This window comes from Citromicrobium sp. JLT1363 (assembly GCF_000186705.1).
Lineage (GTDB): Bacteria > Pseudomonadota > Alphaproteobacteria > Sphingomonadales > Sphingomonadaceae > Alteriqipengyuania.
In genome coordinates, this window is record NZ_AEUE01000001.1 from 118,084 (window position 1) to 130,175 (window position 12,092).

11 protein-coding genes are annotated in these 12,092 nt (G+C 66.4%); 4 read left to right on the forward strand and 7 right to left on the reverse strand.

Features of this window, described 5'->3' with window-relative positions; genetic code table 11:
• The first annotated feature begins 124 nt into the window (after nt 1–124).
• The gene (locus ADAD_RS0100595; protein WP_010408060.1) at nt 125–1,804 is read left to right on the forward strand and encodes an alkaline phosphatase D family protein; all 1,680 of its coding nucleotides are present in this window, start codon (nt 125–127) and stop codon (nt 1,802–1,804) included.
• 18 nt (nt 1,805–1,822) lie between these two features.
• Here ADAD_RS0100595 and ADAD_RS0100600 read toward each other — a convergent pair whose 3' ends face one another.
• The 5 genes from ADAD_RS0100600 to ADAD_RS16935 form a co-directional block, all read right to left on the reverse strand.
• Nucleotides 1,823–4,327: a GNAT family N-acetyltransferase gene (locus tag ADAD_RS0100600; RefSeq protein WP_010408063.1), complete on the reverse strand. Its 2,505-nt coding sequence runs from the start codon at nt 4,325–4,327 to the stop codon at nt 1,823–1,825.
• 90 nt (nt 4,328–4,417) lie between these two features.
• On the reverse strand, nt 4,418–4,609 hold the full coding sequence (locus tag ADAD_RS0100605; protein WP_010408064.1) for a helix-turn-helix transcriptional regulator: 192 nt from the start codon (nt 4,607–4,609) through the stop codon (nt 4,418–4,420).
• Nucleotides 4,599–5,213, reverse strand: coding sequence for a hypothetical protein (locus ADAD_RS15290; protein WP_139020287.1), 615 nt, complete (start codon nt 5,211–5,213; stop codon nt 4,599–4,601). Before ADAD_RS15290 ends, ADAD_RS0100605 begins: the two co-directional genes overlap by 11 nt.
• Nucleotides 5,210–5,392: a hypothetical protein gene (locus ADAD_RS0100615; protein WP_010408068.1), complete on the reverse strand. Its 183-nt coding sequence runs from the start codon at nt 5,390–5,392 to the stop codon at nt 5,210–5,212. The genes ADAD_RS15290 and ADAD_RS0100615 overlap by 4 nt, the downstream gene beginning before the upstream one ends.
• Before the next feature lie 42 nt (nt 5,393–5,434).
• The gene (locus tag ADAD_RS16935; RefSeq protein ID WP_010408072.1) at nt 5,435–5,608 is read right to left on the reverse strand and encodes a hypothetical protein; all 174 of its coding nucleotides are present in this window, start codon (nt 5,606–5,608) and stop codon (nt 5,435–5,437) included.
• A gap of 297 nt (nt 5,609–5,905) precedes the next feature.
• Between ADAD_RS16935 and ADAD_RS15295 the strand changes: the two genes are divergently transcribed.
• The 3 genes from ADAD_RS15295 to ADAD_RS0100635 are packed head-to-tail and all read left to right on the forward strand — an operon-like array spanning nt 5,906 to nt 9,211.
• Nucleotides 5,906–6,412 carry a 3'-5' exoribonuclease gene (locus tag ADAD_RS15295; protein ID WP_010408073.1) on the forward strand — a complete coding sequence of 169 codons (507 nt, stop codon included), beginning with the start codon at nt 5,906–5,908 and terminating at the stop codon, nt 6,410–6,412.
• A gap of 54 nt (nt 6,413–6,466) precedes the next feature.
• The gene (thrS, locus tag ADAD_RS0100630) at nt 6,467–8,464 is read left to right on the forward strand and encodes a threonine--tRNA ligase (RefSeq protein WP_010408075.1); all 1,998 of its coding nucleotides are present in this window, start codon (nt 6,467–6,469) and stop codon (nt 8,462–8,464) included.
• A gap of 3 nt (nt 8,465–8,467) precedes the next feature.
• A complete protein-coding gene (locus ADAD_RS0100635) occupies nt 8,468–9,211 on the forward strand; it encodes a sulfite exporter TauE/SafE family protein (RefSeq protein WP_010408078.1) in 744 nt (247 codons plus the stop codon).
• Between the two features lie 161 nt (nt 9,212–9,372).
• Here ADAD_RS0100635 and ADAD_RS0100645 read toward each other — a convergent pair whose 3' ends face one another.
• On the reverse strand, nt 9,373–10,359 hold the full coding sequence (locus tag ADAD_RS0100645) for an agmatine deiminase family protein (protein ID WP_010408083.1): 987 nt from the start codon (nt 10,357–10,359) through the stop codon (nt 9,373–9,375).
• Nucleotides 10,360–10,382: 23 nt separating this feature from the next.
• Nucleotides 10,383–12,080, reverse strand: a complete 1,698-nt coding sequence (locus tag ADAD_RS0100650; protein ID WP_010408086.1) for a M28 family metallopeptidase — start codon at nt 12,078–12,080, stop codon at nt 10,383–10,385.
• Between the last annotated feature and the right edge of the window lie 12 nt (nt 12,081–12,092).

Sequence of the window (12,092 nt, forward strand, 5' to 3'; positions counted from 1 at the left end):
ACCTCCGTGCGCGTCCCTTCGGGCCCGGCGGAATTTTCCGCCCCTGGACACTGTGTCAGGTGTGTCAGGCAATGGCGGTGCGGATCGTCTCGGTTCCGTCACGCAAGGCGAATAAGCGCGCCTCATGAGCAATCTTCTCGCCCCCCCGCCCGCCGCCGAAAGCCACCCGCGTTCGGCCCTGTCGATCAATCGCCGCTCGCTGCTTGTGGGCGGCGCGCTGGGGGCGGGCTTCGCGGCCATGCCGCTGTCCGCACAGGCGCGCGCGAAGGGCTTCACGCATGGCATCGCCAGCGGGGAGCCTCACGCGAACGGCGTGCTGCTGTGGACGCGCTTCGTGGGATCGAACGAGGCGAAGCTGGCCTGGCAGGTCAGCGACAGCGCGCAGTTCACGCGCGTGGTGGCCGAAGGCGAAACGCTGGCCGCGCCGGGCAGCGACTGGTGCGCCAAGGCAAAGGTGACGGGGCTGGAGCCCGATTCCTGGTACTATTACCGCTTCGTGGGCCCGGATGGTTCGCGCTCCGCAGTGGGCCGGACCCGCACGTTGCCGGTCGGCCCCACCAGCCGTTTCCGGCTGGGCGTGTTCTCCTGCTCGAACATGGGGTTCGGCTATTTCAACGCCTACGCCCATGCGGCCGAGGCGAACGAATTCGACCTGCTGCTGCACCTGGGCGACTACCTGTACGAATATCAGGTGGGCAAATACCCGGACGCGGACCAGAGCGTCGAAGGGCGTACTCTCGCGCCGACCAGCGAGATCGTGCAGCTGGCCGATTATCGCCTGCGTCATGCGACCTACCGGATGGACCCGGATCTGCAGCGGCTGACGCAGCTCTATCCGATGATCCTGGTGCCCGACGATCACGAAAGCGCGAACGATTCGTGGAAGGGCGGGGCGGAGAATCACCAGCCCGCGACCGAGGGATCGTGGGATGTGCGCAAGGCGGCCTCGATGCGTGCCTATCGCGAGTGGCTGCCCGTTTCCGACGATCCGTGGAAGGCGTACGATATCGGCGATCTCGCCACGCTCTTCCGGCTGGAGACGCGGCTGATCGGGCGCGACCAGCAGCTGAGCGTTGCCAGCGTGCTGGCGGGCAGGAAGACCCCGGACGAGATGATGGCCGCGCTCACCGCGTTCCGCGACGGGGCCTGGGCCGATCCTTCGCGCCACATGCTGGGCGCCGCACAGGAGGCGTGGCTGGCCGAACAGCTGCGCGCCTCGACCCGCAGCGGCAGGCGCTGGCAGGTGCTGGTGCAGCAGGTTCTGATGGGCAATCTCAGCACGCCGACCGCGCTTGCGGGCGCGCTGCCCGCCAACGCGCCCGAGGCGCTTCGCCAGCGGGTGCAGGCGGGGGCCATGGCCAGCCAGGTAGGGCTGCCGCTGAACATGGATGCGTGGGACGGCTACCCTGCCGCGCGCGCACGCGTGTTCGATGCCGCGCTCGCTGCCGATGCCAATCTGGTGGTGCTGGCGGGCGACACGCATAATGGCTGGGCCTTCGACCTTGCGCAGGACAAGACGCCGGTGGGCGTCGAATTCGGCGTGTGCTCGGTCACTTCGCCCGGCTTCGAAGGCTACCTGCCGCAGATCCCGACCGCACTGATGGAGCAGGGCCTGGTGGCCGCCAACCCGCAGCTGCAATGGGCCGATACCTCGCGGCGCGGGTACATGGCGGTGGAGCTGACCCCCTCGGCGGCGACCTGCGAGTGGCGCTTCGTCTCGGGCATCCGCCAGCGCGGCACCACGCTGGCGGGCACGCACCGGATGGCGAGCGCGATGGGATCGAACCGGCTGGGGGTCGCATGATCGGGGCCCGCGCGCGCTTCACCTGTCGCGGCGGGCGGTAATCTCGTTCCAGATGAAATAGGCGATCAGGACGAGCGCGGCGGTGATCAGCACCCAGAAGGTGACGATGCCGACCGAATCGCTCTTTTCCAGCGCCAGTGCGATGTCGTTGCCCACGCTCACCAGGCCCAGCAGCGCGATCACGGCGAGGGCCTGGTTGGTGCGCTTTTCGGTATAGGCGCTCTTCATGCTGGTCGTATCCTCGACCAGCCCCTCGATCCGGTCGATCATGGCGAGGGCGCGTTCGAAGCGGTCGTCGATGCCTTTCTCGTGGAGCAGCATCTCCAGCGCGGCCTTCTCCTTCGGGTAGCGGAAGATCTTGCCGGTGCGATGGATCGTGTGGAAGCGGAACAGGTCGAGCCGGCGCTGCAGGTTCTTCTCCAGAATGCGCGCGCCGCTGCGCCCCGACATCCGCTTCGCATTGCGCCGCACGCTGTCGACGTCGCGCATCGCGATCGCCCGGAAGCGGGCGGGTTCGCGCCCCGGATCGTAGATCATGTCTTCGATCCGGTCCTCGATGGTGGTCACGGTCAGCTCGTCCTGCACCGCCGCGATCCACATCAGCAGCAGGTAGGGGCAGTTGCCCAGCGAATCGAGCGAGTTGGTGAAGGAGCGCCATTCGCGCGCGACCTCGAGGATGAAGCGGGGATGGACGTAGAGAACCGAGTCCACGCTGGCACCGCCGGGCCGCGTGGAATCGTGCACTTCGGACTTGTCCTGCCACGGAAAGTCCGGAACCCCCGTCGCCAGTCCGGCAAGGGCAAGCAGCTTGCGGTCGATATCGTTCTCCGGATCGTCGTGCGGCGGAAGATCGAGCGTGCCGCCGGGCGCGATCCAGGATCGGTCGGCGGACTTCAGCCGCGAAAGGTCGGGGGCGCCGTTGCCGTCATGGTCGAAGATCGCATTCGCCCGCTCGGCCGTTTGCACCAGCTCTTCGCTCTCGATCGAGATGCACAGGTTGCGCAGGTCGGCGGGGCGGACGGCCCGGCGTTCGAAGCCGGGGCGCCGGATGCCGTAGGCGTGGATGAGGTCGCGAAAGGCGCCCGGCTGCGTCGCAGGCTCGTTGCGTTCGAGCCAGGCGAGCCGTGCCTCGACGAAGTCGAAGATCGATCCGCCGAGCGGTCCGTCATGCTCGAAAGGTTGCCAAGTGAATTCGAGGTCTCCGTATCGGCGCACTTCGTCCGGATCTTCCGGCTTCATCGCGAGCGCCTGGAGCTGGAGAACGGTGTACTCGTCGATGCCCTCTTCGGCGTCTTCGGGAAGGACCAGGGTGGGCAGATAGAACACCCGCCCGCTTTCGAACACGCAGAAGCAATCGCGCAGTTCGAAAGCGGTCGTGCGGGGCGCGGCGTGCATCTCGCGCCCCTCGTTCTCGGCCTTGTAGAGCCAGCGTTCAGGGCGCTTCAGCATCACGCGCCTGTTCGGGCTTCCGCGGTAATCGCCCGCCGCGAGGAACAGCAGCGGGCGGCCATTGTGGCCGGGAGGGCCGGTCGTCACATCGTCGAGGTAGGAGCGCGCAGGTTCGATGAGCTTCTCGCGCACCTTCTTGTCGCGCAGCAGCGTGTCCATGATCGACTTGAGGACGATGGCAGGAGGCTGCTCCTCACCCCTGGGGCCGGTAAAACCCAGTTCGAAGGCGAAGGTGAAGGCGGCAGGTCCGTGAAGCGGGATGACGGGCGTTTCGCGGAACCTGCGGTCGAAGCGCGTTCCCGGAAGCCGGCTGACGGTCAGCGTCTTGCGTCCGGCGAGGAAGGCCTCCATCGCGCGCGTGGGTGCATGATCCTCCAGCCGCGTCTGCAGCGACTGCGCCAGTTCCTGCAGCAGCGCCCGAACAGTATGGGCGGAAACCCGCGGTGCGCGCCCCGGATCGGGCGGGTCGAGAACCAGCAGGTGCAGCGCGCGGGGCTCCGCGCCGGGCCGAAGCGGGGGCATGACGTAATCGAAATCGATCGCATAGGCGCCGAGCGCGTCAAGCCGTCGGTGCCGCCGGATCAGGGCTGCGCGTTCGTCCTCTTCCGCATTATCATCGAACTTCTCGGTCTCGGCGAAAAGCAGCGTGGACTTCGACGCGATTGCGGCCAGCGCCTTGTGTGCTGCGTCGACCAGGCGCCGGGACAGGCCTTTCTCCCGATAGTCTTCCGCGATGGCCAGATAGGTCAGCAGCCCGGCGTCTGCCTGGCGGTAGTATTCCACTGTGGCGCCGCCGATCACCTTGCCTTCGCGCAGCAGCAGAATGACCTCGGTATGCGGCAGGGGCGGGGGCAGTTTGCCGTCGATATACTGCGCCCAGTCCTCCGGATTTTCCGCCAGATCGCTGTCGGGAAAGGCCTTATCGTACACCGCTTCGCGATATTCGGCGAGCAGGGCCTTGCGCCTCCTGGCGCCGACCCTGGACAGGAAAAGGACGGAGAGGTCGTGCTGGTCGGGAGCATGCTTCCCGAAGCGTCGGTTCGCCTGCCTCGTGTCGGTGATGTGCTGTTCCATCCGGCCCCTTTCGCAAGGGGCATCGAATACGCGCGGCGTGGCGCGCAGGCCAGCCAAAACGCCGCCGGGGAGGGGCGGCGCCGGTGGCGTCTAGTCGCGCGAGAAAATCTCCTCGATCGCCATGCCGAAGACCTCGGCGATCTGGAAGGCGAGGGGCAGCGAGGGGTCGTAGCGACCGGTCTCGATCGCGTTGACGCTCTGCCGGCTGACGCCCAGCTCGTCCGCCAGCGCCTGTTGGCTCCAGTTGCGCTCGGCGCGCAGGACCTTGAGCCTATTCTTCATCGACCGGACCCACCTTGTGGCGCATGCTTTGCCACGCCTGGCCCAGCCCCATGCCCATCGCCCAGATCGGCACCGCCCACCAGCCGGGCACGTGCGGCACCAGCTCGAAGGTTTCGAGGAAGCCCCAGAAGCTGCCGATGGCGAGCACGAAGCCGAGCCCGATCAGCGAAGCCATGATCGCGCGATGGCGCAGGTACTCGTCCTGCTCCTCCACGATGTACCGGCCCATGACGAAGATCATGGCAAGGATCGGTGCGATCGGCAGCATCGCGAGCAGCCAGGTAAGCTCGACCGAAGGGTCGAGGTTGCGAAACACCCACATCGCGACACCCAGGCCAAGTACGTAGGCGATCGAGGTTGCCATGATTCCGAAGATGTATCGCTTCCCCGCCTGGCTCGTACTCCCGCACCGGTTCTCGCGCTGGTTGGCCAGCGAGCGGAACAGGGCGAAGAGGAGCGCTGTCGGGACGATGGCGAGGAGCAGCGTGGTCGTATCGTTGATCGCGCCGGACGCCTTCAAGCCGAAGATCAGGCCGCAGGTTCCGAGAATCAGCCCGACCCACAAGCCGGGGCGGGCGCCCAAACCTGTTTTCGTCGTGCTCATGCCCGGCCCCCGCAGCGCGAGCGGACCGCGACCGCGCCGATGGTGGCGACGGCCAGCGCGGGCATCACGACCAGCAGTTTCTGGGCATTGTCGCCCGGGATCAGATCGGTGCGGCCCGCTGCGGCGATGCCGATCATTGCGACGGCCCAGACGATGGCGATGAGGAGAGAGCGTTTCATGGTCGGTTTTCTTTCTATGTCAGTATCGGCGAGGCTTTGGCCTCAGGAGCGAACGCGCGCCACGTCGGCACGGCGGGTAAGGCACCCGATCGCGGTCATCAGAGGGAGGGAGAGCACCGCGGCGAAGGTCGCCCAGTCGGGCAGCACGTCCACGATGTTGAGCAGGGCGACGACGACGATGAGGACGCCCCAGAGAATTTGGATATTGCGGGTCATGGTCAAGCTTCCTTTCTGCTATGGAAAGGGTACTTGTCATACCCTACGCGCATTGTCAAGCGACCTTGCCATAAGAGAAAGCGTGCTTGCCAACCGCATCTCTGGACCCCGCGCCAAAACGCGCTATATCCCTCCGCATGGCTCAGAAGATCGCCACGACTACGACCACTACGACCTCGGGGTACCGGGGGCGGATGGTCGTGGCCTGACACGCGATCGCCGCCACCCGGGTTCGGGTGGCGATGCGTCGGCTTCCCCGAACCTGCACCAGCTTGGCGGCGCAACGGGAAAGCGAACATGCGCTATTACATCGATACCGAATTCAACGGCACTGGCGGCCAGCTGCTCAGCATCGCTCTGGTGCGGCAGGACGGCGCGCATTTCTACGAGGTGCTCCACGCGCACGAACTGATCGTGCCGTGGGTGCAGGACCATGTCGTGCCGCATTACGGGCAGGAGCCGGTGGAGCGGCTTCAGGCGGTCAAGAAGATGCAGAAATTCCTCAGGAAAGATAAGGGCCCGCACATCTTCATCGCCGACTGGCCGGAAGACCTCGCGCACTTCAATAGGATGCTGCTGCGCGGCCACGGCAAGCGCAACGATCCCTTGCAATTCGCCTGCCTGCTGCTGAACCTGCCCGGCTTCAGCACGTCGAGCGCCAGCGAAGTGCCGCACAACGCACTGGCCGACGCGCGGGCACTGGCCGATCATGTCGAGCGCAACCTGTCCGGCGAGCTTGCGACGATGGGCCCGGCCGACCTCTCGCTGGTGCAAAGGGCTTGCGCCGACAGCGATCTTGCCTAGGCCACGCGGCGCAAGGCATAGCTCCTTCCCAAGACTTCCCGATGGATTGAACCAATGACCGAACTGCTCAAGATCAGCCTGCCCGATGGCTCCGTGCGCGAGATGCCCGAAGGCTCCACGCCCGCAGATGTCGCCGCCGAAATCGGCCCCGGTCTCGCCAAGGCCGCGCTCGCTGCGCGCGTGAACGGCGAACTGCGCGACATGACGCGGCCCTTCGAAGGCGATGCGCAGCTGGCGCTGGTCACCAGCAAGGATGTCGACGAGGCGCTGGAGCTGGCGCGCCACGACTATGCCCATGTCCTCGCCGAAGCGGTGCAGAACCTGTTCCCCGGCACGCAGATCACCTTCGGCCCGGCAACGGATGATGGCTTCTATTACGACTTCGCCCCCCCGGCGGAGCGTGGCGCCTTCACCGAGGAAGACCTCCCGAAAATCGAGGAGGAGATGCGCCGGATCATCGCCGCCGACACGCCCCTGGAGCGCGAGGTGTGGACCCGCACCCAGCTGATTCAGTGGTTCAAGGACCATGGCGAGAGCTTCAAGGCGGAGTGGGCGGCGGAGCTGCCCGAGGGCGAGGAACTGACGATCTACCGTCAGGGCGACTGGCTCGACATGTGCCGCGGGCCGCACCTCGCCAGCACAGGCAAGCTCGACCCGCAGGCGTTCAAGCTGACGCGCGTTTCGGGTGCCTACTGGCGCGGCGACCAGAAGAACGCGATGCTCAGCCGCATCTACGGCACCGGCTGGCTCAACAAGAAGCAGCTGAAGGAGCATCTCGTCCGGCTGGAAGAGGCCGCCAAGCGCGACCACCGCAAGCTGGGCCGCGAGATGGACCTGTTCCACCTGCAGGAAGAGGCACACGGCAGCGTGTTCTGGCACCCGCAGGGCTATCGCATCTGGCGCCAGCTGGAATCCTACATGCGCCGCAAGATGGACGGCGCGGGCTATCGCGAGATCAAGACCCCGCAGGTGATGGACGCGCGTCAGTGGGAGCAGTCCGGCCACTGGGGCAAGTATCGCGAGAACATGTTCGTCATCCCCGACGAGGTGCCCAATACCGAGGACGAGGGCGAGCTGGTGTCGAAGGACGCCGACTGGATGGCCTTGAAGCCGATGAACTGCCCTGCGCACGTTCTGGTCTTCAAGCAGGGCATCACGTCCTATCGCGAACTGCCGATCCGGCTGGGCGAAATGGGCTGCTGCCACCGCAACGAACCGCACGGCGCGCTCCACGGGCTGATGCGCGTGCGCCAGTTCACGCAGGACGACGCGCATATCTTCTGCACCGAGAAACAGGTGGTCGAGGAAGTGCGTGCCTTCTGCAAGCTGGCCGACGCCGTCTACAAGGATTTCGGCTTCAAATACGCGATCAAGCTGGCGCTGCGGCCCGAACAGCGCCTCGGTTCGGACGAAGACTGGGACCGGGCCGAGCAGGAACTGCGCGACGCGGTGCGCGATGCGGGCATGATGAACGAGGAATACGGCTGGGAAGAACTGCCGGGCGAGGGCGCGTTCTATGCGCCCAAGCTCGAATGGCATCTGACCGACGCGATCGGGCGCACCTGGCAGGTCGGCACGATCCAGGGTGACCGCGTGCTACCCGAGCGGCTCGACGCGAGCTATATCGGCGAGGATGGCGAGAAGCACCGCCCGGTGATGCTCCACCGCGCGATCTTCGGCAGCTATGAACGCTTCATCGGCATCCTGATCGAACACTTCGCGGGACGTTTGCCGGTATGGCTCGCGCCGACGCAGGCCGTGGTGGCGACCATCGTTTCGGATGCGGACGACTACGCGAAGGACGCGGTCGGCAAGCTCGAAGCGGCGGGCATCCGCGTCGATAGCGATCTGCGCAACGAGAAGATCAACTACAAGGTGCGCGAACACTCGCTCGCCAAGGTTCCGCACCTGCTGGTGGTCGGCAAGCGCGAGGCGGAGGAAGGCACCGTCGCCGTCCGCACGCTGGGCGAGAAGGATCAGAAGGTAATGAGCCTCGACGAGGCCGTCGCGATGCTGCGCGAAGCCGCAACCCCGCCCGACCTGCGCGACTGAGGTTTGGAACTCCTCGCAGGATTCACGTGGCTGCAGCTGGCGGTCGCGCTCGGCACGGGACTGGTCGCCGCGTTCATTCGCGGGCTGGCGGGATTCGGCCTGGCAATCCTGCTGGTGCCGGTGCTGGCCCTCGCGCTCAGCCCGGTGGAGGCAGTGCTGACCACCAATGTGGTCGCCTTGCTGATCGGCGGGCTCGAACTGCCGCGCCTGCTGCGCGAGGCGGAGCGCAGCGTCTGGATCATCATCGGCCTGGTGCTGCTGACGACCTTGCCGGGCCTGGCGCTGCTGGCCGCGACCCCGCCCGATCTTGCGCGCCTGCTGATCGCGCTGGTGGCGCTTTCGGCCTTTGCTGCGATCCTCTTCCCCGTGCGCGAACCCGAACGTCCCGGAATGCTGACCACCGGGCTGACGGGCGCGGCGACCGGCATCCTCACCGGATTTGCGGGCATGCCCGGCCCGCCGGTTGTGCCATACTACGTGGGTCGCGCGATCCCGCGGCAGGTCGCCAAAAGCTCCATGATCCTGATCTTCACCTTCGCGGCGCTGATCGGAATCGGGTCGGGCGTAGCGCTGGGCCGGATGGAGTGGCGGCTGGCTCTGCTCGGCGCGCTGCTGCTGCCGGTCGTGCTGATCGGCACCTGGCTTGGGCGACGCGCGGACGGCTACGTGTCCGACCGGGCATGGCGTATCTTCGTGGGGGTCGTGCTGGCCGCGGCGGCCTTGGCCGCGCTGGCGAAGCTTTTCTGACCGGCTCTAGAAGAGCGGAACGAAACGCTCAGCGACGATCAGGGCAAGGGCGCAGGACGTAACGATGATGCCGCGCGCAGCGGCAGTGACGTCGAGGTTGCGGGTGAGGGAGGTCGCACGGGTCATGCTGCGCAGTCTCCCCTGCGCGGGTTAACAAAGTGCTACCCGGCCACCGGCATTTGCATGCTGGCGCAGTGGAATCCGCCCCCGCCCGCCAGGATGTTGCGCATCGGCAGGCCGACGGCCGTACGGTCTGGGAACAGCGCATCGATGGCCGCAACCGCCTCTGCATCCTGTGGCACGCCGAAGGCCGGCACGATGACGAGCGAATTGCAGATCAGGAAGTTGGCGTAGCTGGCGGGCTCCACAAAGGGGCCGCGGCTGATACGCCCGGGCGAGGGGATGGGCGCGACGGCCAGCCCCGCCCTTTCGAGCCGCGCCTTCGCATCGGCATAGATCGCCGCGTTCGGATCGTCCGCGCCGAACGGCTCGGCCAGCGCCACCGTGCCGGCCGCCACGAAACGCGCCAGATTATCGACATGACCATCGGTATGATCGTTGAGCAGTCCGTCGCGGAGCCAGATTACGCGGGTAAGGCCGAAATCCTTAGCCAGCCGATCCTCGATCTGCTCGCGGGTCAGCGAAGGATTGCGGTTGGGGTTGAGCAGGCACTGCTCGGTCGTGAGCACGGTGCCTGCGCCGTCGGTATCGATCGCCCCGCCTTCGAGCACCCAGTCCGGCCGGTCGAGGTCGAGCCCCGCATCGCGGGCGAGTTCTTCGCCGATGGTCTGGTCGCCCGCCATCAGGTATTTGCCGCCCCAGCCATTGAAGCCCGGCCGCACGGCTGCGCGTATTCCGGCGCGGTCGAGCACGATGGGCCCCGTATCGCGCAGCCAGATGTCGCCATAGCTGCGCCGTTCGAGCGTCACGGCGCCCGAAACCAGCGATCTGGCTCGCGCCTCGTTCGCCGCATCGCGCACCAGCAGGCGCACCTCCTGCCCGCTCTCCGCCACCGCGTTGGCGAAGCCGGCGACTTCCTCCTGCGCCGCAGCCAGCACGTCCCACTCGTCAGGGTCGTGCGGGAAGCCGATCCACAGCCAGTCCTGCGGCTCCCACTCGGCGGGGAGCCGCACGTTACTATCGCTCATCCTGGCGCCTTTCCCGGGGTCGCTCAGCAGCCTTCGTTGGTGGCGGCGCAGCTCTCGTCGCGGATGCTGCGGAATTCGTCACCTTCGACCCAGTTGGGCCAGCTGGTGCTCATCGCCATCATCCGGCCCAGGCGGTAGTAGAGCTGCAGGTCGGCCATCACGCCCGACCAGTCCCAGTTCTCGTCGAACTCGTCCTTGGGCCCGTGATAGCGGTTGTCGCGGTAGTCCTTCGACACCGCCTCGCCTGCTTCGCGCCCGCCCTCGACGAGGTCTTCACCGCCGTCGATATAGAGCATCGGAACGCCCTGCTTGGCGAAGGGGAAGTGGTCGGAACGGTAGTAGTAGCCTGCCTCGGGGCTCGGGTTGGGCGTTGCCACCCGTCCGTCGGCCTCAAGCGCTGCCTCGAGAAATTCGTCGAGCTGCGACTTGCCCGGGCCGACCACCGTCACATCGCGCGATGGGCCTGCGATCGTGAACGCGTCCATGTTCACGCCGCCCACGGTCTGGTCCAGCGGGAAGACCGGGTTCTGCGCGTAATAGGACGATCCGAGCAGCCCCTGCTCCTCGGCCGTCACCGCCAGGAACACGAGGCTGCGATCTGCGGCCCCTGCCTTGGCATGGGCTTCCGCCAGCGCGACCAGCGCCGCCGTGCCGGTGGCATTGTCGACTGCGCCGTTGCAGATATCGTCGCCATCGTCGGCGGGCTTGCAGCGCCCCAGGTGATCCCAGTGAGCGGTGTGGAGCACGTATTCGCCGGGGCGCTTGGTGCCCGGCAGAATGCCGATCACGTTCTGCGACATGTATTCACGCGATTCGTTCTCGAAGCTCGTGGAAGCGTCGAGGCCCAGGGCTACGGCCTTGAAGCCCTGCTTCTTCGCCGCGTCCTTCAACTCGCCGAGATCCTTGCCAGCCGCCTCGAAGATCTGCTCCGCAACGCCGTTCTGGATCCAGCCGTTCATCTTGGTGGGCGCAGGCGCGTCCTCGCCCCGCTGCGGATAGGCCTGCGGGCCCGACCAGCTGCTTTCGACCACGTTCCAGCCGTAGGACGCCGGTTCGGTCTCGTGGATGATGAGCGCGGCGGCGGCGCCTTGGCGCGCGGCTTCCTCGAACTTGTAGGTCCAGCGGCCGTAATAGGTCATCGCCTTGCCGTTGAAAGTGCCTTCGAGGTCTTCGCTGTCGAAGTCGGGATCGTTGACGAGGATGACGGCGGTCTTCCCCTCCATGTCGAGCCCTTCATAGTCGTTCCAGTCGCGCTCCGGCGCGTTGATGCCGTAGCCCACGAAGACCAGTTCGCTGTCGTTGATCCGGGTGCGCGGCGTCTCGCGGTAGCTTACGCCCACCCAGTCCTTGCCATATTCGAACGCCATGCCGCTGGCATCGCCCCCGGTGATGGACAGCGGTGCGAAATCGCTGCCGGTAATCTCGACCAGCGGTACGTCCTGCACCCACGAGCCGTTGTTGCCGGGCTCCAGCCCCGCTTCCTCGAACCGGGTCTTGAGCAGATCGACCGTCATCCGCCCGCCCTCGGTCCCGGGCATGCGGCCCTCGAACTCGTCGCTCGACAATTCGCGCGTGAGGTCGACCATCGTTTCCTGCGAGATATCGCCATCGGCGACTTCCGGAATATCGAGTGCGTCGTCTTCCGAACCTCCGGAAAGGACGGCGGCGTCGCAGGCAGCCAGGCTCAAAGCGAGTGTGGCCACGGCAAGGATGCGTTTCATGGCTTGGATATC